This window comes from Lactobacillus hominis DSM 23910 = CRBIP 24.179 (assembly GCF_000296835.1).
GTDB lineage: Bacteria > Bacillota > Bacilli > Lactobacillales > Lactobacillaceae > Lactobacillus > Lactobacillus hominis.
The window spans coordinates 1-25,931 of the sequence record NZ_CAKE01000004.1; the positions used below are offsets into that span (position 1 = coordinate 1).

Genomic DNA, 25,931 nt, shown 5'->3' on the forward strand with positions numbered 1-25,931 from the left:
GTTTAATTGCGCCGACTGTTGAGAAGGTAATTGAAAAGGATGCGTAATGCTAAATGAAAAAGATTTTGTTATCGACAGTTCATCATCCCGATGTGTCTTTAAAGAATTTAGAGTCTGTTTGTGAACAATTACAAATAATTTTTGATGAGGTTTACTTAACAATAAGTAATGTAACATCATCAAAAATTAAAAGTAGTCTTAACGAAAAGTCTTTTCATTGTCTTACAATTTCCCCAAATGGTGCAGCAGATGCTAGAAGAAAAGTTTTAAAGTTCGCATTAAAAAATGTTAGTGAAAAAGTTAATTATTTTTATTGTGATTTTGATAAAGTAATTGTTGCACTGTTAAATCGAAATTCTGAATTAAAAAATTTTATTTCGAAATTAAATTTAAAGAATGAATATCGAATTGTAGGAAGAAATAGTCAAGATTTTGAATCATATCCAGATACTTGGGTTGAAACAGAAAGAATTACTAATAAAGTTGCTGTAAAAATTTTCGGAATTGATAATGTTGATTTATTAGCAGGTTGTTGCGCGTTTGATAGTAATGTCGGAAAAGTAATCGCCGAAAATTCTACAGAAATATTAACGGATACAGAATGGCCATTAATTTGTAAAGACAGCCAAATAATAGTTAATTATAATGAAGTTTCATTTCTGCCATTTAATTTTCAATATAACAAAGGTAGAAATGATTATGACTGGCTGGGGTATATTCCACGATTAAAGTTGGCTTTGCAGGCTTTTGAGTCTTTTAAGAGACACATGTAGATTATATAAGTTTATTTTTAAGGAGAAGATTTTTATGGAAGTAGATGTAAATGCATTTTTCCCTTATTTAGCAGCTGTCGTATATTTTTTATTCCAAGATTGGTTTAAGAAAATTCCAAAAGAATGGTATTTATCCGCAGCAGTTATTATTCCAATTGTAGTTATAGTTTTTCCTTTAAAAATACATGCTAATATCATTCGACTTATTTTAGAATCATTATTATTAATATTGGCTTATCACGCTTTTTCGAAAAAATTAAGTGTGCCTGTTACTTTGGGTATATTTTTATTATCGGGATTATTAATGGCAATTTTGATATTTTGTTAGAATTTCTGAGAGGTAATGCTAAATGAAAGCATGGAAAATTAGTGGCAGTATTGTATTGATCTTATTTATAGTGATTAGTATATTTCTTTGCGTTAGAAAAGTTGACGGAGCAGGTGTAGTACAAACACCTGAAATGAGAAATATTACTTTAATTATCTGGGGAGTATTTGGTTTAATCATTTTAATAGGCTATATTTAATTTGGTTAGCAGTTTTAAAGCATAACAAATAGCAGAGGAACAATATGCACTCAAATCTATTACCAATCAGAACAGCTATTAATCCGCGTGAACTAGGTGGATTAACTGGTTTTAATAATCATAAACTACAGATGCATCGTTTACTTAGAACTGGTGATCTTAGTAAAATGTCGCCAGAAGATACGCAATTTCTAAAGAATTACGGTATTGTTAAAATTATTGATCTACGTTCAAAATCAGAAAGCATTTCTCATCCTGATCCTCAAATTGACGGCGTTCAAAATATTTCTCTGCCTCTTTCCAGTGAAGAAGGAACATTAGGAGGAGAAAGTAATTTAACTCAAGAAGCAAAGTCATATAATGAGAATCCGCATGCTGCATTTAAAATGATGTGTGATCATTATAGAGATCATGTTATTGCAGCACATGATCAAGAAACTGTTCGTCAAGTATTGAAAATACTGTCTGAGACTGACGAAGGAGCAGTTATTTTTCATTGCACCGAGGGAAAAGATCGGACCGGATTTGTTGCCTTATTTGTTTTATATATTTTAGGCGTTGACTTAGAATTAATACGACAGGATTATCTGGCGTCAAATGAGATTTTGACTGAATATCGCGCAGTCAGAGATAAGAAATTTCAAGAAGCTGGTAAAAGTTTAACTTTTAGAGCTAACATGAGAATTTTAAGTTCAGCATCTGATTCACTTTTTGATACAATTCTTTTAACTATTGAAAAAGAATATGGAGATCTAGAAACTTATTTAAGGGATGTTCTAAATGTGACTCCTGAATTAGAAAATAAATTACGCGAACTTTATTTGAAGAAATAATAAAAGTTTAGACAAGCATAAATTAAAGATAATTATGAATCATTTATTGAGTTTAGTGACAGATTATGAGCAAGAAAACTTAGATAAACGAATAAATTGATTAATCCGTAGTGATTTCATAAAGTTAAACTAGCTTGGGTAAGTTTGAGGAATAACTAGTGAGTTTAGTGCAGGTTCTTGTATGAGCCTGCTTTTTTTGATAACTGAAAAAAATATAAGTAATCTATTGAAAAATTAATTATACTTAAGTAATATTTAATTTAAATCAAAATATAAAAATGAGGTGAACGAATTGAGTAAATATCCGTTTATTTTACATAATTTTGTAACTGGTAAACATGATGTTAAGTTAGTTTTACCTGAAACTTGGCAAGCAAAAGATTTATTTGATCAGCTTCAGAAAAATCTTTTCGAATTCTCTAAATGGTTAGTTTGGGCTGACAAAATTGATTCTGTTCAAAAAGAAGTAGATTCAATTAAGCAATTTCAACAGAAAATGGTCGATGGTACGGCATTTAATTTGGTGATTTTAGTTGATGAAATTCCAGCTGGCATGATTGACTTACATGACTTAAATTCAGAGTCAGGCGAAGTTGGATATTGGCTGTCGAATGATTTTCAGCATTTAGGAATTATGACTGAATCTGTCGAATTTCTTAAAAAGTATGCATTTGAACAATTAGGACTCAAATATTTAATTTTGAGAACTCATCCTCAGAATTTTGCAAGTCAGAATGTGGCTAAGCGAAGTGGATTTGAGTATCAAGGAATTGATGATAATGGTCATAAAAAATTTGTCTTAAGAAATAATGTTGGTAGGCGATAATTATGGAATTAAAAAAGGTAACTAATCAAAATCTTTGGGATGTTGTAAATCTTAAAGTTAAGTCAGATCAAAAAGAATATGTTGCAGATAATGCGACTAGTTTACTAGAAGCATACGCAACTCAAAATGAAGGTGAAAAGGTTGAAACCTTTGCTATTTATGAAAAAGAGAATTTAGTTGGCTTTGCAATGATTAACTTTAATGTATACCACTGGGAAGGTGCACCAAAAGTTGCTCGTAATAATTATTGCTTGTGGCGTTTTATGATTGATCAAAAATATCAAGATCAGGGATTAGGAGTAGATGCGTTAGGTACGCTTATTAAATATATAAAAACGATGCCTTTAGGAAATGGAAATAAATTGTATCTTTCTTATGTTCCTTCAAATGTTGCTGCTGAACAGCAATACAAGGCTGCTGGTTTTGTGCCTAATGGTGAAAAAATTGAAGAAGAAGTTGTTTTAGTTTTAGATTTGGAGAAATAAATTTATGAAAAGCTTATTTAAATTAATGATTAAAGGAGTGGGAATATGGTTTATCCTATTAATGCTCTATTTTGTGATTAATTTATTCATCAATTTTAATGTTTTTAAAATCTCTAATCTTTTCGGCGTACAATTAATAATTGACGTGTCAAAAGGAAGAGCTGTAACGATGAGCAGCATTGTACCTAATTTTTATATTAGTTTATTAATTTTTACTCTTTTTTATGGAGGAATAACATTTTGGATAAACAAGAGAAGAAGCAATCAATGAAACAGGACAAATTGATTGATTGGGCAAAGCGACTTCAAAGTTTGGCACAAGCCGGCTTAACGTATGGAAAAGATAATTTTGACTTAGAGCGATATCAAGAAATTCGCGATATTTCAGCGGAAATGATGGCAGAAAAATCTGGTTTGCCAATTGAAAAGGTGAAAGAGCTTTTCTGCAACGAAGTTGGTTATCAAACACCTAAGCTTGCAACTCGGGCAGCTATTTTCAAAGATGATAAAATTCTGCTCGTTCAGGAAAATGATGGTACTTGGTCAATTCCAGGCGGTTGGTGTGAAGTGAATCTTTCTGTTAAGGAAAATGTAGTCAAAGAAATCAAGGAAGAAGCTGGTATTGACATTGCTGTTGAGAAATTAATTGCGATCCATGACAGTAATAAACATTATAAGGGAATGTATCCTTATGGAATTACAACGGTATTTTTCTTATGTAAACCAACAGGTGGCAGTTTCACAGAAAATGATGAAACGATTGGTAGTGAGTACTTTGCATTGGATAATTTGCCTGAATTAAGTGAAGACAAGGGATCAAAAAAGCAAGTAGAGATGTGCTTTAAGGCATATCATAATCCTAACTGGCAAGCGGAATTTGAATAGAGAGGAAAAATTATGCAGAGAAAAGATATTGAAACTGAGTTAGGAAAAATTAATTTTGCATATCGAAAAGAAAACCCATTAGTTGTTTTCTTGAATGGCTTTGGTAGCTTTGATACAGGACAATCTTTTTCAAAGGTAATTGAGTCTTTGCCAAATGAGTATGGCTATTTTGCACCGGATTATTTGAATAGCGGTTTTAGTGGTAAGTCTTTAAAAGACTACACAGTATCAGACGAAGCTACTGAATTAGCAAAAATTATTAACGATTTTAAAGCAGAAAAAGTTGTTATTTTGGCTCATAGCATTGGCGGTGTGTATGCCATGCAAATGAAAGATAAAATAAATAATTTGAAGGCTTTTGTAGGAATTGAGCCAACTACTAGAGAAATCATGTTAAATCCTCCAAATGAACCGGCTTATATTGAGAAAAATAAAAACATGGCAAAACTTCAAGAAAAAATTGAAGCTGATCTTAGAGAGATTTTTACTCCAGAAGAAAATAAAAAGTTTTGGACAACTACAGAGCAAAATGCGAAGAAATTTGATGAAAAGGATAATTTAAAAGCACAAGCAGCCTACGAAAATGATTCGTTTTGGAAAAATACTACCAGGATAAGTGATAAAACACCAAGTGTTGTTATTACAGAGAAGTATCGTGAAAATGAATATATGCGGTCAGAATACGTTTCAAATAATTCGCAATCTAAAGTTGTAGTTATGGGTGATTCACACTATATCCATTTTGAATATCCAAAGCAGATTGCAGAAATAGTTGAAGAGGTTATAGATTTTTAAGAAAAAACAATAGGAGTTGATGGTCATGAGATTAAAGAGTGTAAGTTTTAAAATTACAATCTTATTTTTAGTTTTTACAGCAGTTTTTACACTTTTCCGATCATCAATGTCAGGAATTTTCTCATTATTTTATGCTAAAAATGGAATCCCAAATGCAAATATTAGTTCAATAAAGTCTTTTCAAAATATTGGTATTATGGTTGGGCTTCTTCCAGCCGGATATTTGGCGGATAAAATTGGAAGATTGAAAGTTCTAACTTTATCATCTTTAATTATTGCCACGAGTTTTTTCATTCTAATTCTATTTAGAAACTTCTTTTTCTTTTCAATGGCAGAACTTTTATATGGTATTGGCTTGGCACTTAATTCAGGTACTTTGCTTGCTTACGTAACTGATTTACAGGAACAAAATAAAATTGCTCCTAGTAGCAGATTAATGGGGATGCAAGTAATTATTTTGAATTTAACCACATTAATTGGTGGAAATATTGGTACTTGGCTATTTGGAATTAAAGATACTGCACCGATATGGTTTGCAATGCTTGGACTTGCGTTATACCCAGCCTTTGTTTGGCTTATGACAAGTTTCTTATCTTTTTCAGATAATAGAGCTTTTAGTAAAAAGAAAGATAAATATAATATTAAAAATATTGTTGGCTTTTTTAGAAAAAGAAACTTTTGGATATTATTGTTGCTGAATGTGGGCTATGATTGTGGAACGCAGTTTATTCTTATCTATTGGTCAATTATTTATGTCGAAAAATTAGGTTTTAATCTTTCACTGGTTTACACGTTATTTATGTGTGCACTAATTTTAGGATCAGTTTTGTTCAGCAAAATATCTACTTTCGTTAATTCAAAAGGGATTACTTTGTTGAATACTGGAAGTATGATTGGAGCATTTATATTAAGTGGGACTCTAAAAAATAAGTATTTACTGCTTTGCCTTTTTCTATTAATTGAACTATTGATGGGAATGATGTCGGGACAAATTTCAGCTACTAGTAATGAAGCTATTTATGGAGAAAGCAATAAGTCGACTATGCTTTCAACTGTTTCATTTATTGCAGAGATCTTGGTTAGTGCTTCATTATTCGTAAGTAATAGTATTATGAAAGTATTTGAAGATTTAAAAGTAATGTTTTTTGTCTCCGCAGTGTATTTTGGTGTTGTTTTGCTAACAATACCTTTAATAAAGGAGAAACAAGATGTTAGATAAAACTTGGCAAAAGATGTATGAAGAAGCTAAAAGTGTACAGGGATTTAGACAAATATCTGATCATCTAGAAGCAGGCGGAGTAGCAGCTGCTTTTTTGAGTAATACAGGAAAAATTTATACGGGAGTTTGTATTGATACCGCCTGTACTTTAGGAGTGTGTGCAGAACGCAATGCTTTATTTAGCATGACCACTTGTGGTGAAAATCATTTCAAGAGAGTGTTAGCCATCATGTCTAATGGAAAGAATGGCGCACCGTGTGGAGCTTGTCGTGAATTTATGGTGCAGCTTATGGAAAAAGACTATAAAAATATTGAAGTATTGATGGATTACGATAGGGAAGAAATTACTACTCTGGGGAAGTTAACACCTGATTGGTGGTTATAGTCATGATTACAATTGAAGCATTGCATAATTTCCCTAAGATAGAGAAAAAGTGCAATTTAGGTACAGAAATAATTAAAACAATCAAAAATGAAAATTTTATTCTTCATAATAATGATGTTTTGTGTATTGCTTCTAAGTTGATTTCTAAATCTGCAGGTTTGTTTGTTGATTTAAAATCTATTAATCCAAGTCAATTAGCCTTATGTTTACATCAGCAAATACCCCGAAAAGATCCGAGACTAATTCAAATTATCATTGATCAAACCAGTGATAAGAGTGGTAAGAAGCTGCAGATATCTAAGGACTTTATTGGTGGGTGGCTACCGAATGGTTTGTTTTTAACTAGTGCAGGAGTAGATAAGATAGATGCTGATACGGCAGTAGTGTTACCCGAAAATTGTGACGAAATTGCTCAGAGAATCAGTGATGATATTTTCGATCAATTAAAAGTCAGAGTAGCTGTCATAATTACAGATAGTGATGGAAGAATTGATAAAAAGGGTGCCACTCAAGTAGCAGTTGGATTGTATGGTATTTCTGGTATAAGAAAAAGTCAGCATGAAGATAAAACTAGTGTTGAAACTATCTGTGACATGTTAGCCGCCTCTGCAGGATTATTGATGGGGCAAAAAGGAAAAATGTTACCCATTGTTAAAATTCACGGTATAGATTATGTATTTGATAAGTCTGCAACAATTAGGGATGCAGTGAATTAATTTTTTATCATATATAAAAAGATCAACTTCTGATTGAAATTGATCTTTAAGGTTTATTATTTAATGGTGTCTTTGGCTTATGTTTAGTAAGAATCTCATGATTGCCTGTAGAAACTAAGGTAAGTATTAATTTGCTTTTTGAAAAAGTATAAATTACAATCCATTGATTGTAATTCGGATTACTATTAGAACTTAACCGTCCAGGATGAAATTCGTTAAATCCCTTCCAGCTTCCTTGCAGAGAATGGTGCTTAATTTTTTTTAGAATTTTGTTATCTTGAGCAATTATTGCTTTTAAACACTGGGTAATTAATTTAATTGGATAGTTTTTCTTTTTTAGTTTTTTAATTCTTTTTTATAAGTTGGAGAAAAATAGACTTCTACTTGTTTCATAGGTTATCCATCCATTTATCTAGATCGTCTAAAGAACCTATTTTTTCAATATTGCCATTTTCTACTTCAGATTTTCCTTGTAAAGCTTCTGGTGTATCGAGAAAATTAAGTAACTCAATATCATCATCAGCAGCTTTTCCAACTGCGAATCTTAGAAATTCTGAAAGTGTTATTCCTCGTTTAGCTAAATTCTTTATGGCCTTATCTTTAACAGATTTTGATACACGAGTAGATGCACTACTGTTTCTTACTATCATGTTATCCATAAAATCATCTCCTTATTTGTAATACCACTGTATTACATTTATCAAATATATCAAAATTATTTAATTATTGTAGAGGGAATTCTAATGACATCAAAACTAATTATAATTCGTGGAAACTCTGGCAGTGGAAAAACTACATTATCAAAAGAAATTCATCATCGATTGCCGCGCAATACATTATTGATCCCGCAAGATATAGTTAGAAGAGAAATGCTGAATGTTAAAGACGGAGAACAAACTCTAGCTTTGCCACTATTAGAAAACTTGCTTGAGTATGGTTATCATCACTGTTCTTACACTATCTTAGAAGGAATCCTAAATGCAAAATGGTATGCTGACTTATTTAAAAAAGCGAAAGAACTTTTTGGTAGCCAAATTTATGCTTATTATTTTGATATTCCATTTGAAGAAACAATAAGGCGACATAAAACTCGCCATGAATATTCTTTTGGTGAAGAAAAAATGCACTCATGGTGGAATGAAAAGGATTATATTGGTTTTATTTCTGAGTATGCTTTTACCAGTCAAATGCATTTAGACGATGAAATCTCAATTATAATGAATGATATTCAAGCAGGAGACCAAAAATGATTTTGCTTGAAAAATTAAATCAAAAGTTACAAAGTAATCTGAAACCAATCAACCATGAATCTCTTAATAAAACCTTTGTAGGTTATAGTAATTTGTATCAGCAGTCAATCTTTGTAAAACAATTTGCAAAAAAGCAAGGATGTTATACAGAAGAAGCAGTTACAAGGCAAATGAACGATCGAGTAATAACGACTTTCTCAATTGATAATAGATATACTTTAGTATTAAAAGATGTTGAGCCTCGAGATATTCCCTCAACTATTGATCAAAATTTAGCTTTTGAAATGGGACAAGTTTTAGGTAAATTTCATATGCAAATTAAGCCTTTTTCTAAGATTAAGGTTGTCCAAAATCAATTTGATGACTACATGTCAGAGATAAATACTTTTCAAGATTCTTTCTATAAAAGTCAGTTAAATAAAGTAGCTGAAAAATTTATGATGCATAAAAATGAAATTCAAAAAGATCTGAAAAATAATTCACATTTTGTTTTACACGGAGATGTAGGAATCAGAAATTATAAGTATATCGGCGGGAAGTTAACTTTAATTGATTTTGAAAAGGCACGTCTTGGTCCTGTATATCAAGACTTTATCAAATTTTTTTATCAAGATTTCTCATTGAATCCAGATTTAATTGACTCATTTTTAAAAGGATATTCTACTAAAAACTTGGACTATCAATTATTGAGTTTGACTAAACAATATCTAATTTTCACAACAGCAATTGGAATATTTAATTATACTGAAAAAATTGAAGATCTGGCTTTTAAAAAAGTTGGTGAACAAATGCTCGCCAGTATGGAGGACTAGCAATGGCTCAAAACTACATTAAAACTTTACGTCAAAAAGTTGGTCATGAACCAATTACTTTAATGGCGACTATCCATTTATTGATTAAGGGAGAGGGTATACATGAGTGAAGGACCATTTGTTTTAGATATTGATTTAAGTAAACAAGCTGTAATAGAGCCCGGAGTCGAAGATTTACAGTATAAGTTTCATGAAAAATTGCTTTTTGCATTTGTCCCAGATGATGAAATTAACTCTTTTTTAGATAAACACTCTCATAAGACTCTGGGTAAATTTAAAACTGTTTCATTTAGACCTAAGATATATGAAGTGGAAGTCAACAATCAATTAATTACTTTGTGTCAAGCTCCAGTGGGAGCATCAGCTTCAACAAAGTTTTTAGATTGGTTGATCAATTATGGAGTTAAACAAGTTTTATCTGTTGGAAATGCAGGAGCACTGGCTAATCTTCCTGAAAATACGATATTTGTTCCACAAAGAGCGATTCGCGGAGAGGGTACATCCTTTTATTACAAAGAACCAAGTAAGATGATTACATTAAATAAAAAGTTTGTACGAAGCGTTGAGAATGAAATAAAAAATTTAGGTCTTCAATATGAAGAGGGAACAACTTGGACAACTGATGGCTTTTTTAGAGAAACACCCAAGCAAGTTTTACAAGCCAAAGAATTAGGTGCCAAAACTGTCGAAATGGAGTGCTCAGCTTTAGCTGCTTGTGCAGAATTTAGAAATATAAGTTTTGCGCAAATTTTGTTTACGGCTGATAGTTTAGCTGATATGGATAACTATGATAAACGTAACTGGGGCCATGATTCATCTAGCGCTGGTTTGAATATTGGATCTCAGGTATTAGTAAATTTATAATATTTCAACAAAAAATGGAGTGGAAAATATGAATGAAGAACCATTTATTTTAGACTTTGACAAAAATTCGCATGCTGTTCTTGAGCCAAATCACGATCAAGAACCATTTCATTTTCATCCAAGATTACTTTACGCGTTTGTTCCAGAAAAAGAAATTAATGCATTTTTAGATCAACATCTTCATCGGGCCTTAGGTGAATTTGAATCATGCTCCTTTAACCCCAAAATCTATGAAGTTCGAATTGACAATGAATTTTTTACTTTGTGTCAAGCACCCTTGGGAGCACCAGCTGCTGTGCAATTGCTTGAGTGGTTAATCGCCTATGGTGTAGAGAAAGTCTTAACGTTTGGTACTTCTGGTGCCTTGAATGATTTACCAGAAAATGAAATGTTTTTAGTTAAACGAGCAATCCGAGATGAAGGCACATCTTTTCACTATATGGAACCAGGGCAGTTTATTGACTTAGACCGTAATTTTCTGAATCAAGTAGAAAGTGTATTGTCTGAATTAAATTTGAAATATGATGAGATTACTACTTGGACAACCGATGGTTTCTTTAGAGAAACGCCTAAAAAAGTAGCACAGTTCCGTCAATTAGGAGCAGCAACTGTTGAAATGGAATGTGCTGGTTTAGCAGCATGTGCGAAGTTTAGAGAAGTAGATTTTGCACAAATCCTATTTACCGCTGATACGCTAGCTGACATGGAAAATTATGATGAACGTGATTGGGGTAGTGAATCACATAGCCTTGGTTTAGAAATTGGATCTAAAGTTCTGACTAAGATTAAATAGTATTTTATATATCAAAAAAGCTTGGAGTTAACTCCAAACTTTTTACTTTTTTAGCTATAATTTGGAGTTAACTCCAAAGAGTATGCTAATATTAGGTATAGATAGTACGAAATTATGAGGTAGATTATGGAAAAATATGTTTCTCGACCTAAATATCTTGATTTTTTAACTCGCTGGCAAGATAAAAAAGTAATCAAAGTGGTTTCCGGAGTTAGAAGAGCGGGAAAATCTACTTTGTTTTACTTGTTTAGAAGACAATTAAAAGATCAAGGAATAAACGATAATCAATTAATTAATATTAATTTTGAAAACATGAAGTATGATGAGCTTCGTGATCCATATAAGTTATATGATTATTTAGAATCAAAAATTACTGAAGATAAAAAATATTATATTTTCTTGGATGAAATCCAACATGTGAAAGAATTTGAGCGTGTAGTGGACTCGCTTTTTCTTAAAGATAATGTTGATATTTATTTAACCGGATCAAATGCATATTTTTTAAGTGGTGAAATTGCTACATTACTAACTGGAAGATACGTTGAACTTAAAATTTTACCATTATCTTTTTCAGAATTTGTGACCTGGCATCAGCAAAATGATAAATTCACAGATAATAATGATATGTTCAATAAATATCTTGAAAGTTCATTTCCTTATACCTTGTTTACTGATAATTCCAAAGAAAGAAATGAATATTTGCAAGGTGTTTATTCAACCATTGTTTTGACAGATATTGTTTCAAGATTAAATGTAAAAGATACTCCTGTTTTAGAAAGATTGATTCAAAGTCTATATTCTAATATCGGAAGTCAAATTTCTATTAACAAAATTACTAATACACTAAAAAGTGGAGGATACAGTACCAGTAACAAAACAATTGACCGTTATTTGGGTGGAATTATTGACAGTTTGTTGATGTATGAGGCTCCACGTTATGATGTTCATGGGCGCCATCTTTTAAACAGCCCAAGTAAATATTATGGTGTTGATATGGGAATCAGAAATATTCTTTTACCTGATCATCAGCAGGACTTTGGACATATTATTGAGAATATTGTCTATTTAGAGCTATTGCGCCGATTTAAGGCGGTTTATGTTGGCGAGAATAAACAATACGAAGTTGATTTTGTTGGAATTGATGATGATAATAATCCATCTTATTACCAAGTTGCACTTTCAACTTTAGATGAAAAAGTATTGGAACGCGAATTACGCTCTTTAGAGTTAATCAAAGATTCATATCCGAAATATTTGCTTACACTCGATACCTTTAATAAAACAGCTAATTATAATGGCATTCAAAAGCTGAATTTAATTAATTGGTTACTGGATAAATAGATATCAATTTTTTTAATTAGCTAATTTGATATAAAAGGTAGAATTAATGAATGAACAAATAAAACAATATTGGCATGAATTTTGTCAAAAACATAATTTAGACTATGAAACTCCTGTTGAAGCTTGGGCTTTTGGAGCAACCCAAAAAGATGCTGATGAACTAGCTTCTTTGGTAGATAAAGGCATTAAAACGGCTACTACTTCAGCATATGAATTGTATAGCAAAGATGAAACAGTTCCTAAAACAGGCGAGTGGAGCATTATTTTAGATGGTAACCAGCAGCCAGTTTGCGTAATTAGAGAATGCTGTGTAGAGATTATTCCTTATAATTTGATTTCGAAAGAACATGCTTATCATGAAGGCGAAGGAGATCGCAGTTATGAACACTGGCGCAGAGTTCATGATGATTTTTTTACGCGTGAATATAAGGAAGTAGGGAAAGAATTTTACCCGCAAGCACCAATGGTGTGTGAAGTTTTTGAGAAGGTAGAATAATGAAGCTTTTAATTATCAGACATGGTGAAAGTGAAGCAGATATTTTAAAAGTTTGTGAAGGATGGGCAGACTTTAGTTTAACTCCACGTGGACATAAACAAGCTGAGGCAATGAGCAAATATGTATCAAAACATTATCATGTAGATAAAATTTATACTAGTTCTTTAAAAAGAGCGTGCCAAACTGCACAATATTTAGAAAAATTGATTGGAATTCGTGCAATAAAAACAGATAAACTAAAAGAATTTAATAATGGACTTCGCGCAGGTTTACCATATGATGAAGCATATAAAAAGTATCCGAAAGTTGAGCTTCCAATTCATGCTTCACGTTATGGACAGGAAAGTAAATTGAATTTTAGGATGAGAATAGAATCAATTTTATCTGAAATTCTTAGCCAAAATTCTGGTGATAAAACAATTGTAATTGTTTCGCATGGTGGAGCAATTACGCAGCTATATCATGCATTATTAAAACTTCCCATAGATTCTAAAATCAAATTTGGAAGTGGGGATGCATGTATCCATGAATGGACAATAGAAGGCGACAACTACATAATTGATCGAGTAAATTTTTGTCCTTACAAAAATATTTAAATAGCAAAAAAGGTTCATCACTCTATAAACTTGAGTATGAACCTTTTCGTTTTTATCGATGGTTATTAGCGACTTTAACGATTTGAATAATAATTGTTGGAATTAATGCCAATACCCCAATCCAGATCAATTGATTAATTGTTAATGGAGTGACTGCAAATAAGTCGTGTAAAGCAGGAATAAACAAGATTAGTGCAAGAAGCAAAGTACCTAATCCAAATGCTGCTAAACTGTACCAATTATTCTTGAATCCTATTTTGAAGATGCTGTGCTCCGATCTACAGTTGAAGCCGTGAAGCAGACGAGCAAAAGTTAAAGTTGAAAAAGCCATAGTTGTCGCAACCGCCGCATTTGTCCGAAGCCCGATTAAGAATGCAGTGATTACGCCAACTGAGATCAAAAGACCTTGAAGAGTAATTTTACATACTAGTTGTTTATCAAGGATTCCAATTTTAGGATCACGTGGCTTTTTATCTAAAACATCTTTAGCACCTGGCTCCATTCCGATAGCCAATGCTGGAAGTGAGTCAGTTACTAAGTTGATGAATAGAAGTTGAACTGCGACGAATGGAACCGGGAAGCCACCAATTGAAGCAAACAAAACAGTGATGATTGCAGATAAGTTTCCTGATAACAGATACATAATCGCATTTTTGATATTTTCAAAAACAGTTCTTCCATTTGCGACTGCCTTAATGATCGTCGCAAAGTTATCATCTGCCAAGATCATGCTGGCTGCATCCTTAGAAACTTCCGTACCAGTAATTCCCATGGCCACACCAATGTCAGCTTTCTTAAGAGCAGGTGCGTCGTTAACACCATCCCCAGTCATCGATACGATATGATCTTTTTGTTGCCAAGCCTTAACGATGCGGATCTTGTTTTCAGGAGAAACTCGTGCATAAACTGCAATTTTATCAATTTTTTCTGCGAGCTCATTATCACTCATCTTGTCTAATTCTAAACCTGTTACAGCCATATCACCATCAGTGAAGAGGCCAATCTTCTTAGCAATGGCAACAGCAGTAACTTTGTGGTCACCAGTAATCATCACGGTGCGAATACCAGCTTTTTTAGCTCGAGCTACTGCGGCTACACTTTCGGGTCTTGGCGGATCCATTTCTGCAACTAAACCAATAAATGTAAAGCCATTTTCATTTTCAATAGATAATTCTTCATCTTTTTCTTTATAAGCAAAAGTTAAAACACGAAGTCCATTTTCTGAAAAGTGAGTGTTTTGAGCTAAAATCTCATTTCTATCTTGAGTAGTCATAGGACGCACTTCATCGCCAATACGGATATTTTCGCAGCGGTCAAGCAAGACGTCAATTGCACCTTTGACAAAAATAGTGGGTTCATTATGAATGAGGTGCTTAGTACTCATTAATTTACGTTCAGAATCAAATGGTAATTCTTGCTGACGAGTGAGCAAGTCACGCAAATCTTTTTCAGATAAACCAAGTTGGTTATTGCCTAAGTCGATACCAGGAACTTGATGATACATTTCAAGTAAGGCTGATTCAGTTGGATCACCGATAATTTGACCATCTTTGATACTTGAATCATTGTTTAAAACTGCATCATATAACAAGTAGCGGTGCAATTGATTGCTTAGATCTAATTGGTTAGGTTTTAGAACTTGACCACCAATGTATATATCTTCAACAGTCATTTTATTTTGGGTCAAAGTGCCAGTTTTATCAGAACAAATTACCGAAACAGAACCTAAGGATTCAACAGCTGCTAAGTTTTTGATAATAGCATTTTCCTTAGCCATTTTCTGTGTACCCATGGCTTGAACAATCGTTACAATTGAACTCAATGCTTCGGGAATTGCGGCTACGGCTAATGCTACCGCAAAGAGCAATGCATCAAGCAAAGGTTGCCCGCGCCATATTTGTAGACCTAAAACGGCGGCACAGATGATTAAAATTGTGATTGCTAATTTAGATGAGAAGTTATCAAGAGAAACCTGAAGTGGCGTGCGACGTTCTTTAGTTTCATTCATCAAAGAGGCGATTTTACCAATTTCAGTTTTCATCCCAGTAGCAGTAACTAAGACATTTGCTCGACCATATGTGACTAAAGAGCTGGAATAAACCATGTTGATGCGATCGCCAATTGGCAATTCTTCATCAATATCGATATCTGCCTTATCAATGTTAGTTGATTCACCTGTTAATGAACTTTCATTAACTTGCAGTGAAAAATTGTCAATAATTCGCCCATCGGCTGTTACCATATCGCCGGCTTCTAAAAGCATAATGTCGCCTGGAACGACATCTTTAGAATCGATTTCAATTTTTTCGCCATTGCGCAAAACTTTTGCGCTAGGAGAAGACAGTGATTTTAATGATTCTAGTGATTTTTCAGCTTTAATGTGCTGCACAGTTCCTAAAACTGCGTTTAAAATCAACACTGCAATAATAACCAAAGTACTTTCTAATTCTCCAGTGAAAGCAGAAATTATCGCCGCAATGATTAAGATAATTACCATCAAGTCTTTAAATTGTTCTAAGAAGACCTGAAAAGCATTTTTCTTCTTACCTTCAACTAAAGTATTCTTGCCGAATTTCTCAAGATTTTCTTTAGCTTGGGTAGATGATAAACCAGTGCTATCTGTTTTAAATTCTTTTAAAACTTCAGTTTTTGGCTGTAGATAGTATTGTTTCATAAATCCTCCATAAATTAGGCGAGTTTAGACAAAAAAAGAGACTATGCTAAACTCTAAAAGTTTATGCATAGTCTCACCATTTAAATTTACAGCGGAAAATGCTTTCGTGATATGACGCCGTAAATACAAAAATATCTTGCCGGTTACTCCCTATAAATATCGTATTTAAAATTAAACCATATTAGGAAAAATGGGGCAATATCTTTTTAAAATTATTAATATTTTTTACAACTGATTAGCAGTATTCCCAAATTTGCGATCTTTTTTAATAAACCATTTTTTAGCAAAATCTATTAATGGCCTAGTATTAATTACTTTTATTATTCCAGAGACGAGTTGTAGAGTTTGCCATTCAGTAGGAAATTCTTTTTCAAAAGCTGCGCCTAATTCATTAAAATCATCATAAGAATCTAGGTCTACGTTTTGATATTTGGTCCAGATCGTTTTGCCATTTTCAGAAATAGCCGTTGCTGCAGAGCATGCTTCAGTCTTTCTATTAATCACTGATTCAGCGTAATGAAGCATGGTGCAAGTTTCATAATCAGTTCCTAAAAAGATGGTTTTACCGTGATGTTGATAAACATAATCAAGTGGACTATTTACGCCATATGGTAAGTCAAGTGGCTGAATTTTAGCAATCTGGTGTGCATTTTTACCCCAAATAGCAACAGGCAGATAAGGGTGGCTACTTCTGACAACATCAGGCAAAGTGCGGAAGTATTCTGGCGTAATTCCTAATCCTTCCGTTTGAGAAGTCTGAGGATTATAAGGTGGCATTGAATCGCGGATTAATTGAATTAGATTTTCTTTTACTGGCGGATACTCCCAAGTAGCTGGATCACAATTGCTTGAAACTTGCGAGGGCATCATTAGAGTACCATTTGGCAAAGTTTCTTTTAATGCACTGACAATTGTTTGGCTACCACCAGGCAAATAATAAAATTTCCTCATGGCAGTATGTACGAAACAAACATCACTATTTTTAATATTTAGTTCTTTAAAAGCATGTTTTAGGTCATTTTTAGTAACTACAGTTGTAATTGAATTTTCAGACATTTTTCTTTCCTTTTTCTAAAATAAAAATTATTGGCTTGGTCTGAAAAATATTACTCTTGCTTTGATATTAGAATTATTAATAGTTATTTTCTTATTACTCATAATTTAGTTCCTTATCCTATTTTTAAGTATTTTATTATAAATTATAAAAGATAAGAACAATAGAAACAATAAAACTTAAAAATAATAATTAAAAAATTGTAGAAAAGTTTTGCTAAATTAAAATAATATGATATAGTTTAATTAACTTATAGAAACAAGAGGAAAATTGCCATATGATTCGTTTATTGAATCTTTAATATCTAATTTATTGTTTTAGTAAAAAGTGTGGGTCAAAACGCTTATTTGTTGTACCCCAAATTTGCTTACAATTAGATATTAACAGTAAACGAATTTAAGGTGATCTTTCCGTAAAATCAACCTCTTATTTGTGGTGCTGTTAATTGATTGTGAGTCCAATTAACAGCACTTTTTTCTTTGCAAAAAATGATATTGAAGATAATTAATTTTTAATCTGATATTTAACATTCAAAGAAAATGAGGATTATTGATGGGTTTAAAAGAATACTTTCAAGAAAATAAAAAACATGCTTTGTTAGTCTTGTTTTTAATGACATTAACACAAGTAATGACCACGATTTATACTTATTTGACTAGTCCTGAATTGGATGCTATTTCTAAAGGAAAGTTTGTTTTATTTTTAGAATTGATTGGGATGCAATTTGTTTTTGGTCAAATTTGTAATGTTAGTTTCAATTTAGCGAGTGTAGAAAATACCAAACAAACTCAGAATCTATTTCATTCAGTAAGACAAAGAATTCTGCATCATTATTATCAGCAACCTGATAAAGTTTCAGAAATGGAGAATCATCTGGGCAATGATTTGCAAATAATTCAAGATAGTTACTATCATATTTACTTTTATTTTTTATGTGATGCGATCTATATTGTTTTAACAATCGGAACTTTGTTTACTTTTCACTGGGTTTTAGTAGCATTTACTTTATTTGTAACTTTTTTAGCAGTCCTTGTGCCCAAGCTAATGGAAAAATACACAAATAAGGCAACTGAATTAGTTTCTAGTAAGAATGCTCAATTTTTAAATACGATTGAAAAATGGTTTGACGGACTAGATGAATTACGACGATACAAAAATAAGGTTGTTTTAAAAAAAGTGATTGGTCAAGATAGTCAAAAACTTGAAGATAGCGAATTTAAACGTAGTAAGACTATGAGCTACGTTCAGCTTGTGTCTTCTATATTTGATATAACGGGGCGAATTGGTGTGCCACTTATTGCCGGGATCTTGTTTATCAATCATCAAGTAAGTTTGGGAGCAATTTTGACAGCTGGTTATTTTGCTAATGGTATCTTTTGGAGCGTAAAAAATTGTATTTCTAATTATGTTCAACTAAAATCAACGCAGACTTTAAGAAATATAATTCTTGAATTGCAAAAGACAAGCAATGAAGAAAAATATGATCCGATTGATGAAGTTGCATCAATTGAGATTAGAAAATTAAGCATTAAATATAAACATGGACAGCAGATTTTCTATCCAGATTTTTCTATAAATTTAGGTGAGAAAGTATTGCTTACAGGTGATAGCGGCACTGGAAAATCAACTTTAATTAAGACTCTTTTAGGACAAATAAAGCCGATTAGTGGAGAAGTTATTTATCGTAACTTTAATGGAAAAGTTATTCATCCCGATCTAAGGCAGATTGGTTATTTAGCGCAAGATCTCATCATGTTTCCGGGCACTATCAAGGAAAACATTACAATGTTTGATGAAAAACTCAATAGTAGCGTGCAAACTTTAGTTGATGCTACTCAATTTTCTACAGATCAAGATCGCTTTAAAAAAGGATTAGACACGCAGATTGATCCAAGAAAGAATTTACTTTCTGGTGGTCAAAAACAAAAAGTGGTTTTAATGCGTGAAATGCTTTTTAACAAACCTGTAGTTTATTTAGATGAAGCAACTAGTGCAATTGATCAAGGAGCTACAACTAGGATTTTGCAAGAAATTGTTAAAACCAAACAAACCGTTTTAATGATTGCACATAATTTGAATTCAAATCAAAAACAATTATTTGATCGTGAAATTCATCTGGAGGAAAAATAATGAGTTGGAAAGAATTATTTAAGTTTAAACCGGGGAAATTTATTTTAGTTGTTTTGTTGCATCTTACGGGAGGAATTAGCGAAGTAGGTGTTGCATATGTACTGACTTTGCAATTTAATGCTATTCGCAAGCATCACTTAGAATTATTCTTAATTTATGCTTTAGTTCAATTAATTTTGTATGTTTATGTTTATCTTGCTTATCAATTTGCAGGTATTGTTTGGCAAAAGCTGCTGCAGCAATATTTTCATCTGGTGCGGCAAGAAATTGCTGATCATTATTTTGAAGATCAAAAACATCATCGTTCTTCAGACGTACAAAATCGTTTAACAAATGATATTAATTTGATTCATAGTGATTATTTCGATTCATTTCGCTATATTATAGGAATGTTTGCGGCAATTTTTAGTGTAGCTTTTTCATTATTAACATTTCAATGGAGCTTATTAGTCGCATGTATAATTTTCGCAGCTGTTCAAATATATTTACCTAAATTATTAGATCAGTCATTGCAAAAAGCTGTTAGCCATGTTTCTAACGCTAATAAAAAATACTTAAAAACTTTAGGGGATTGGCTAATTGGTTTGAGCGAAGTCAGAAGATATTTTGCAAGTCCAACAATGTTTAAGATAATTGCGAAAAGTTCAAAAGATTTAGAAAATGCAAATGTTGAAAAAGAAAAGGTTGATCAAAAACTAGATTATTTAAATCAGCTGAGTTACTCCTTAGGAGATGCCTTGATCTTTTTGTTAACAGGATTTTTAGTTGTAAATCATTTAGCGGCTTTTGGTTTAGTAGCAAGCATTGGTAATTTTAATTCGGCTCTATTTGGCTCTTTGCAAGGAATTGCAAATTATACAGGAAGAATGCGTTCAACTAAGAAGCTGCGCCAAGAGATTTGGCAGGCTCGAAAACAAATAACCTCAAAAAAAGATAGAAATCTTGAGATCGTTACTAGTTTCTCAATTCATGATTTAGCAATTGATTTTGATAATGGAGAAGGTGTCTCTTATGCGGATTTAGCTATAAAAAATGGTGAGCATATTCTTTTAACTGGAGATTCTGGTACAGGAAAATCCACGTTATTCAAGTTGTTATTGGGAGAATTAAAGCCTAGTCGGGGCAGTATAAAGTATTTCGGTTTCGATAACAAAGAAATTTCACCTGATTTATCTACTATAGGCTATTTACCACAAGAGCCAATTCTTTTTCCGGTATCGATTAGAGATAATATTACTATGTTTAAACAAAAGTTAGATAAATTGGTTATTCCGGCTGTTGGACAAGTTCAATTAGTTAGCGATATTAATAAATTCCCGGCTGGAATTGAGACAAAGATTAATTTAGACAAATTAAATGTGTCAGGCGGTCAAAAACAAAAAATCGTTTTAGCTAGAAGTCGCGTGCATGATAGTCAATTAGTCTTAATTGATGAAGCCACTAGTGCGATTGATCAACATGCAACGATGCAGATTTTAAAAGCAGTTTTGAAAACCAATGCGACAGTGGTTTTCATTGCTCATAACTTTAATGAAGAAATGCGTAAGTTATTTGATCGTGAAATTAAATTAGATAGATAATTTTATATTTAAAGAAAAGTTTCTTTCTATATTAGATAATATATAGAAGGAAACTTTTTTGATAAGATATAGTTAAATGGATGACTAATATTACAGTAATAAAATTATGTTAAGTAGGTGTAAAAATGAATGATGCAGAATTAAATAAAATTAGTAAGCAAGGACTTAATTGGGTAAAGGACAATTTAAAGTTTTATCGGATTGGGCCCAGCACAATTGAAGTTGAAACTCCACTGATTGATGCGTTTGGTCAAAAGATTTATTGTTTTATTATGAAGCAAGACGAAGGATATCGAGTAAGCGATGATTCTTGGATGCTTTATAAATTAGATCCGATGCAAGAAGATGAAGATTTCCAAGAAGCTGCACAAGATATTGTCTTAGGATCTGGTTTTGATTATGACGATCAAACCGGTGAAATTTTTCAAGATGTGACTTATGCAGAATTAGCAATGATGGTTAATAATTTAGCTCAACTTGAAGTGGCACTATCATTTATTAAATAGTCGTAAATTAGAACAGCTATCTTTGTATAATTATGAGAACTTGCGTTAGACTAGTACTATGAAAGCGATTGCTAGAAAGAGGTAGCAGAATGTTTAATGATAGTTTACTCAATATATTGCAAGCAAGTTGGAAGAAATGGGATAATCCCAGTGTTTCTGTCAAGGCTGTTAATCCGAATGAATATATAGTTTTTACTGATCAAACTAATGACTTAAATGAAGGAATATACTTTTATTTAAAAACTAATTCTGACGGCACTTATAGCTTGAGCGATCGAGTTTTAACTGTTAATTCAGTTAACCGTGAGATCGGTGATTTCAATGCTATCAAGCATGAAGCAGCGCGCATTGCTGCCCAATACGGTATTTTGCTGAATAATCAAGGCGAGTTTGTTAATGAAGAAGTAGGGCAGTTGAATTTGTCTAGCGCTATGTATAATTTTGAAAGAATGCTTTATGACGTAATGGATTATGCTGCACGAAACGTGAGATAAAATGAATCAAGAAATAGCTCGATTAAAAAACATTTGGAATGAATGGAGTCAAAATTTAGTTAGTTTCAAATATGTGCAAGATAATAATTATTTAGTTGAAACTAAATTTATGACTCGTAATAATAAGCCAATAAGTTTTAATCTTTTCTTTGATGAAGATGGCATTTATAGAATGCGTTATCAAAAAGAAAAGAAAATTTTAGAAGTCAATAATATTAAGGAAGAGAATCTTCCTGCTGAAATTTTACGGTTTGCTTTAATGATCGATAATTAGAAATGTGAATTTAAAATCAAAGAAAGATATGTAATTTTTTCTACTTAAAACGCTATTTGTATATTATTTTGAAGAATCAAGCATAATAAGATGTTTGATTCTTTTTATTTTGTTTAACATTTTGGCTTTAAAAATGTTGATTTAATACCAACAATAAAGGAAAAATAAGTTTTACAAATTTTGAAATATAAGACTTTTTTCTGTAATAAAATTGTAAAGTTAAGGTATAATATCTTTATAAAGTTATTAATAGATCGAAGTAAAGCTGGGACCTATTAGAGGGAGATATTATTATGATTAAGCAATTAAACAAAACAATTAAAAAACTGGCATTGACACTTACTGCTGCAGGTATTATTTCTGGAGTTGGTTTTCAAAGTAGCGTAGTTAAAGCTGATACTGTTAAGGAAGATTCAAAGGCAACTTACAACGCTTCAATGGATCAAGACTTAAAAGATCATAAGAATTTGCAGGCTTACCGTAATCCATTAATTGCAGCTAGTTTAACTACTCCTGTAAATGAAGTGCCACAAGCACAATTAGGCGTAAGCAACTGGGATAGTCTTCCAGCAGGCACAACTGCTAAATGGAATATGGAACCTGATGTATCAAAAGCTGGAACTAGTTATGGTCAAATTATCGTAACATTTCCGGATGGATCAGCTTCTAATTTAGCTGTTTATGTCACTGCTTCTGATTCTTCCAAACAAGCTCCAGTTGAAGATGAACAACAACCTGCTAATACTGAAAAAGAAAATGATCAAAGTAGCGTACAATCTCCAGTAATTGTTAGAGATGCTAATAACGTTAAAACTAATGCACGTAACAATAATGTTAAAGAAAATAGTACCGTTGCACCTCAATCACAAAGCAGTGTGGTTAGTGATGAAACTGCTCATGTTGCAGGAGATGCTAAATTACCACAAACTAGTGCTAAAAATGCAGTAGTTATTATGATGATGGGTGTTATGACCATTATTGCCAGCTTAAGTTTAATTGCTAGAAACTTAATCAAAGAAAGAAATTAATTTATAGTTGTTTAATGCAACATAAAAGACCTTGTCTTATTTGACAAGGTCTTTTTTCAAAAGCATTATTTTTCTTTATTGTCTTTTTCGTCTTTAGTAGGCTTTTTCTTAGATTTTTCTTTTGGATCATCTGGCATGATGGCAAATTTATCTAACATTTTTTCTAATTCATCGTTCTTTTTAAAAGTTAAACCCATAATTGATCTCCTTTACTTTTTTATTTTATTATAAAAGAAAATTGTTTATTTTGCATTGTTAAGTTTTTAGAGGTAGAAATGTATTTTGAAACAAGCGATCATGTAAAACTTTTTTATACCGATACGCAAAAAGGTAATCTAACTTTAATTTGTATTCCCGGAATTGGCGGTTCACATGTATTATGGGATCAAGTAGTCGATTTGCTTAAAGAACAATATCGCGTTATTGTAACTGATCCACGTAATCAGGGCTTATCTCAAAGGACACCAAAGGGTGAAACAATTGAACGTCATGCACAAGATCTTGAAGAATTATTAGAGTATTTGAAAATAGATAAAGCCGTTGGAATGGGCAATTCAATGGGAGCTGCAACCTTTGTTCGCTTATATAAATAAATATGGTGCTAATAGATTTTTACGTCTGGTTGATTTAGATCAATCACCTAAAATGATCGCTGATCCAAGCTGGCAATACGGCTTTAAGGATTTAAATGTAGATAATTTTCCCGAGTATCTTAAACTGGATTTTGGGAAAGCGCATTATGCTCATTTAAATCATCAGATGGTGGCTCGTGCTAAAAAAGAATATCATGATTTTCCCTATGATCCAAAGCAAAACTATAGGTTCTTGGTAGATCATGCAAGTAAGGACTGGCGAAATACTTTAAAGAATTTGACTATTCCTTTATTAATTCTAGTAGGTGATCATTCTCCTTATTTTGATTATAATTTTGCTAAAGAAGTTGCTTCATGGAATAAGTTAATTTCATATAAAGTAATTAAAGATTGTGGTCATTTAATTCAAGCTGAAAAGCCTCAAGAACTGGCTACGATTATTGAAAAATTTGTAAATTAAAAAGTGTTGATCAAAAATCAACACTTTTGTTTTCAACTATTTTAAAATTTAAAATCTTTATTTCGAATTGAAGCTAAGAAATCTTCATGTTTCTTTTCTTCATCCTTATCTTTATCGATAAAGAAGTAACAAGCAGCAGCCACAACGCCTACGACGGCTCCAACTAATAAAGTTTTAGGAGTAAAGTTCGTCACCATATAACAAGAAATAATTAAAGCAATTACGGGAATAGTATATTTGCCAGGTAATGAGAACCCATGAGTAGGGTATTCATTACTATGTTTGAACTTAATTACCGCCAAAATTGATGGGACATATTGGACAAATGATGCCAAAACCGTACATGCTACTAAGAATAGATAGCTTTGCGTACATAATGCTAATGACAAAATAGCAGTCATAATAATTGCAACCCAAGGTGCATCATACTTGTTTTTCTTGCCAATCCACTTTGGCAGCATTGCATGTTCTGTCGCTAATGATGAAATCAATGATGGTGTATTGAATGAAGCAGAAAATGCTACTCCGAAAATGGAAATCAGCATTCCAACAATCATTAAGGCAAATCCCCATTGACCAACGCCTGTCTTTAAAGCTGAAGCTAAGGGATTAGAATATGAACCTAATTTATATCCGGATAAACCAATAGCCACTAACAACATCAAGCAATCTAAGATTGTGACAGAAGTCATAACAGCAATTAAAACTCGTGGAATATTTTTTTCTGGATTATTCATTTGCTTGGCAGCAATTGGAATGAACGAAAAGCCAGTAAATAAGTAAAAAATTGGTGTAAATGCTTCACCGAAATGTTTGAAAAACGGTACTGGACCTTTTAGTGCAGCTGCTGGAATTACCGGAGTAAAGTTTGCCTTTTTAATAAAGAAAGCTCCGATTACAATAAATAGAATTAAAGTAATAATTTTAGCGGCTGCTGAAATATTATTAACTAGCTTGACTAAAGAACGACCGAAAAAATTAATGATCGAAAATAGAAGAACTAAAAAGACAATGCCAGACATGTAAATTGTATTATTCTTAAATGCTGGCAAAAAGCTCTTTAAAACAGTCAGTAATGCCACAACTTCAGCCGATAAAGTTGTACAGCCTAAAAACCAAGTAAAGATACCTAATTCATAGCCTGCAAAACGACCAAAGGCGTTGTAAGAATACAGCCAAGCAGCACCAGATCCAGTGAAACGACTAGATAAATCTGCGTAACATAGCGCAATCATTGATACAGTAACTGCTGTACATAACAATACGCAAATCGCAGATAAATTCATATATTTATAAATGGTAGAAGGAAGTAAGAAAGTTCCTGAACCAATAACAGCATTAATACCCAAAAAGTAGATTGAAATAAAAGATAGCTTTTTAGGTACAGTATTTTGATTTTTCATAAAATAAACCTCTTTTGTGCCTTTCTTTGTTCTATTGTATATTTTTTTTGATCTAACGAAGCAAATAAATATAATTTTTGAATATTACTTACTTTTTAACAGTTTGCTGTTGACTTACTAATAATAAGTGATATTCTAT

Annotated in this window: 32 protein-coding genes; 26 read left to right on the forward strand and 6 right to left on the reverse strand. The window is 32.2% G+C overall.

What is annotated here, in order from left to right; all coding sequences use genetic code 11:
- Nucleotides 1–53 precede the first annotated feature (53 nt).
- From BN55_RS03060 to BN55_RS03115, 11 genes are all read left to right on the forward strand, one after another.
- Nucleotides 54–773 (forward strand): hypothetical protein, encoded by a 720-nt coding sequence (locus BN55_RS03060; protein WP_008470282.1) that lies wholly within the window; start codon nt 54–56, stop codon nt 771–773.
- Nucleotides 774–807: 34 nt separating this feature from the next.
- The gene (locus BN55_RS03065; RefSeq protein ID WP_008470283.1) at nt 808–1,101 is read left to right on the forward strand and encodes a hypothetical protein; all 294 of its coding nucleotides are present in this window, start codon (nt 808–810) and stop codon (nt 1,099–1,101) included.
- 22 nt (nt 1,102–1,123) lie between these two features.
- The gene (locus BN55_RS03070) at nt 1,124–1,300 is read left to right on the forward strand and encodes a DUF3923 family protein (RefSeq protein ID WP_008470284.1); all 177 of its coding nucleotides are present in this window, start codon (nt 1,124–1,126) and stop codon (nt 1,298–1,300) included.
- Between the two features lie 44 nt (nt 1,301–1,344).
- The gene (locus tag BN55_RS03075) at nt 1,345–2,133 is read left to right on the forward strand and encodes a tyrosine-protein phosphatase (protein WP_008470285.1); all 789 of its coding nucleotides are present in this window, start codon (nt 1,345–1,347) and stop codon (nt 2,131–2,133) included.
- A gap of 292 nt (nt 2,134–2,425) precedes the next feature.
- Entirely contained in the window at nt 2,426–2,959 is a 534-nt protein-coding gene (locus BN55_RS03080) for a GNAT family N-acetyltransferase (RefSeq protein WP_008470286.1), read from the forward strand.
- Nucleotides 2,960–2,961: 2 nt separating this feature from the next.
- Nucleotides 2,962–3,444: a GNAT family N-acetyltransferase gene (locus tag BN55_RS03085; RefSeq protein WP_008470288.1), complete on the forward strand. Its 483-nt coding sequence runs from the start codon at nt 2,962–2,964 to the stop codon at nt 3,442–3,444.
- A gap of 267 nt (nt 3,445–3,711) precedes the next feature.
- Nucleotides 3,712–4,329, forward strand: a complete 618-nt coding sequence (locus tag BN55_RS03095; RefSeq protein ID WP_040469216.1) for an NUDIX hydrolase N-terminal domain-containing protein — start codon at nt 3,712–3,714, stop codon at nt 4,327–4,329.
- A gap of 12 nt (nt 4,330–4,341) precedes the next feature.
- A complete protein-coding gene (locus BN55_RS03100) occupies nt 4,342–5,124 on the forward strand; it encodes an alpha/beta hydrolase (protein WP_008470290.1) in 783 nt (260 codons plus the stop codon).
- A gap of 25 nt (nt 5,125–5,149) precedes the next feature.
- On the forward strand, nt 5,150–6,343 hold the full coding sequence (locus tag BN55_RS10195) for an MFS transporter (RefSeq protein WP_008470291.1): 1,194 nt from the start codon (nt 5,150–5,152) through the stop codon (nt 6,341–6,343).
- Complete coding sequence (locus BN55_RS03110; protein WP_008470292.1) at nt 6,333–6,728, forward strand: cytidine deaminase family protein; 396 nt, start codon at nt 6,333–6,335, stop codon at nt 6,726–6,728. Before BN55_RS10195 ends, BN55_RS03110 begins: the two co-directional genes overlap by 11 nt.
- A 2-nt stretch (nt 6,729–6,730) precedes the next feature.
- On the forward strand, nt 6,731–7,444 hold the full coding sequence (locus tag BN55_RS03115; protein ID WP_008470293.1) for a coenzyme F420-0:L-glutamate ligase: 714 nt from the start codon (nt 6,731–6,733) through the stop codon (nt 7,442–7,444).
- A 46-nt stretch (nt 7,445–7,490) separates the two neighbouring features.
- On the opposite strand, the gene BN55_RS09710 is transcribed toward BN55_RS03115, so the two are convergent.
- Both BN55_RS09710 and BN55_RS10200 read right to left on the reverse strand, forming a co-directional pair.
- The gene (locus tag BN55_RS09710) at nt 7,491–7,793 is read right to left on the reverse strand and encodes a type II toxin-antitoxin system YafQ family toxin (RefSeq protein ID WP_081497837.1); all 303 of its coding nucleotides are present in this window, start codon (nt 7,791–7,793) and stop codon (nt 7,491–7,493) included.
- A gap of 40 nt (nt 7,794–7,833) precedes the next feature.
- Entirely contained in the window at nt 7,834–8,103 is a 270-nt protein-coding gene (locus BN55_RS10200; protein WP_008470295.1) for a hypothetical protein, read from the reverse strand.
- A gap of 84 nt (nt 8,104–8,187) precedes the next feature.
- Here BN55_RS10200 and BN55_RS03125 point away from each other — a divergent pair, with 84 nt between their 5' ends.
- The 7 genes from BN55_RS03125 to BN55_RS03155 all read left to right on the forward strand — a co-directional run bounded on the left by BN55_RS03125 (nt 8,188) and on the right by BN55_RS03155 (nt 13,596).
- The gene (locus BN55_RS03125) at nt 8,188–8,694 is read left to right on the forward strand and encodes a kinase (protein ID WP_008470296.1); all 507 of its coding nucleotides are present in this window, start codon (nt 8,188–8,190) and stop codon (nt 8,692–8,694) included.
- The gene (locus BN55_RS03130) at nt 8,691–9,506 is read left to right on the forward strand and encodes a phosphotransferase (RefSeq protein WP_008470297.1); all 816 of its coding nucleotides are present in this window, start codon (nt 8,691–8,693) and stop codon (nt 9,504–9,506) included. Before BN55_RS03125 ends, BN55_RS03130 begins: the two co-directional genes overlap by 4 nt.
- Nucleotides 9,507–9,608: 102 nt before the next feature.
- On the forward strand, nt 9,609–10,370 hold the full coding sequence (locus BN55_RS03135) for a nucleoside phosphorylase (RefSeq protein ID WP_008470299.1): 762 nt from the start codon (nt 9,609–9,611) through the stop codon (nt 10,368–10,370).
- A gap of 28 nt (nt 10,371–10,398) precedes the next feature.
- Complete coding sequence (locus tag BN55_RS03140) at nt 10,399–11,163, forward strand: nucleoside phosphorylase (RefSeq protein WP_008470301.1); 765 nt, start codon at nt 10,399–10,401, stop codon at nt 11,161–11,163.
- Nucleotides 11,164–11,289: 126 nt separating this feature from the next.
- The gene (locus BN55_RS03145; protein WP_008470302.1) at nt 11,290–12,504 is read left to right on the forward strand and encodes an ATP-binding protein; all 1,215 of its coding nucleotides are present in this window, start codon (nt 11,290–11,292) and stop codon (nt 12,502–12,504) included.
- A gap of 46 nt (nt 12,505–12,550) precedes the next feature.
- Nucleotides 12,551–13,000 (forward strand): ASCH domain-containing protein, encoded by a 450-nt coding sequence (locus tag BN55_RS03150; protein ID WP_008470303.1) that lies wholly within the window; start codon nt 12,551–12,553, stop codon nt 12,998–13,000.
- Nucleotides 13,000–13,596, forward strand: coding sequence for a histidine phosphatase family protein (locus tag BN55_RS03155; RefSeq protein ID WP_008470304.1), 597 nt, complete (start codon nt 13,000–13,002; stop codon nt 13,594–13,596). The genes BN55_RS03150 and BN55_RS03155 overlap by 1 nt, the downstream gene beginning before the upstream one ends.
- A 52-nt stretch (nt 13,597–13,648) precedes the next feature.
- On the opposite strand, the gene BN55_RS03160 is transcribed toward BN55_RS03155, so the two are convergent.
- Nucleotides 13,649–16,270 carry a cation-translocating P-type ATPase gene (locus BN55_RS03160; protein WP_008470305.1) on the reverse strand — a complete coding sequence of 874 codons (2,622 nt, stop codon included), beginning with the start codon at nt 16,268–16,270 and terminating at the stop codon, nt 13,649–13,651.
- Nucleotides 16,271–16,495: 225 nt separating this feature from the next.
- Nucleotides 16,496–17,326 (reverse strand): AAC(3) family N-acetyltransferase, encoded by an 831-nt coding sequence (locus tag BN55_RS03165; protein ID WP_008470306.1) that lies wholly within the window; start codon nt 17,324–17,326, stop codon nt 16,496–16,498.
- A 550-nt stretch (nt 17,327–17,876) separates the two neighbouring features.
- Between BN55_RS03165 and BN55_RS03170 the strand changes: the two genes are divergently transcribed.
- The 6 genes from BN55_RS03170 (at nt 17,877) to BN55_RS09540 (ending at nt 23,336) form a co-directional block, all read left to right on the forward strand.
- Nucleotides 17,877–19,454 carry an ATP-binding cassette domain-containing protein gene (locus BN55_RS03170; RefSeq protein WP_008470307.1) on the forward strand — a complete coding sequence of 526 codons (1,578 nt, stop codon included), beginning with the start codon at nt 17,877–17,879 and terminating at the stop codon, nt 19,452–19,454.
- On the forward strand, nt 19,454–21,034 hold the full coding sequence (locus BN55_RS03175) for an ATP-binding cassette domain-containing protein (protein ID WP_008470309.1): 1,581 nt from the start codon (nt 19,454–19,456) through the stop codon (nt 21,032–21,034). Before BN55_RS03170 ends, BN55_RS03175 begins: the two co-directional genes overlap by 1 nt.
- A gap of 125 nt (nt 21,035–21,159) precedes the next feature.
- Entirely contained in the window at nt 21,160–21,540 is a 381-nt protein-coding gene (locus tag BN55_RS03180; RefSeq protein ID WP_008470310.1) for a DUF1828 domain-containing protein, read from the forward strand.
- An 89-nt stretch (nt 21,541–21,629) separates the two neighbouring features.
- On the forward strand, nt 21,630–22,034 hold the full coding sequence (locus BN55_RS03185) for a hypothetical protein (RefSeq protein WP_008470311.1): 405 nt from the start codon (nt 21,630–21,632) through the stop codon (nt 22,032–22,034).
- 1 nt (nt 22,035) lies between these two features.
- Entirely contained in the window at nt 22,036–22,308 is a 273-nt protein-coding gene (locus tag BN55_RS03190) for a hypothetical protein (RefSeq protein ID WP_008470312.1), read from the forward strand.
- Nucleotides 22,309–22,601: 293 nt separating this feature from the next.
- Nucleotides 22,602–23,336, forward strand: a complete 735-nt coding sequence (locus BN55_RS09540; protein ID WP_008470313.1) for a Rib/alpha-like domain-containing protein — start codon at nt 22,602–22,604, stop codon at nt 23,334–23,336.
- Nucleotides 23,337–23,401: 65 nt separating this feature from the next.
- On the opposite strand, the gene BN55_RS10310 is transcribed toward BN55_RS09540, so the two are convergent.
- Nucleotides 23,402–23,533, reverse strand: coding sequence for an SPJ_0845 family protein (locus BN55_RS10310; protein WP_008470314.1), 132 nt, complete (start codon nt 23,531–23,533; stop codon nt 23,402–23,404).
- A gap of 78 nt (nt 23,534–23,611) precedes the next feature.
- Here BN55_RS10310 and BN55_RS10335 point away from each other — a divergent pair, with 78 nt between their 5' ends.
- Together BN55_RS10335 and BN55_RS10340 are read left to right on the forward strand one after the other, a co-directional pair.
- On the forward strand, nt 23,612–23,929 hold the full coding sequence (locus tag BN55_RS10335) for an alpha/beta fold hydrolase (protein WP_008470315.1): 318 nt from the start codon (nt 23,612–23,614) through the stop codon (nt 23,927–23,929).
- Nucleotides 23,910–24,389 carry an alpha/beta fold hydrolase gene (locus BN55_RS10340; RefSeq protein ID WP_008470318.1) on the forward strand — a complete coding sequence of 160 codons (480 nt, stop codon included), beginning with the start codon at nt 23,910–23,912 and terminating at the stop codon, nt 24,387–24,389. Before BN55_RS10335 ends, BN55_RS10340 begins: the two co-directional genes overlap by 20 nt.
- Nucleotides 24,390–24,430: 41 nt before the next feature.
- On the opposite strand, the gene BN55_RS03205 is transcribed toward BN55_RS10340, so the two are convergent.
- On the reverse strand, nt 24,431–25,792 hold the full coding sequence (locus BN55_RS03205; RefSeq protein ID WP_008470319.1) for an APC family permease: 1,362 nt from the start codon (nt 25,790–25,792) through the stop codon (nt 24,431–24,433).
- Nucleotides 25,793–25,931 lie beyond the last annotated feature (139 nt).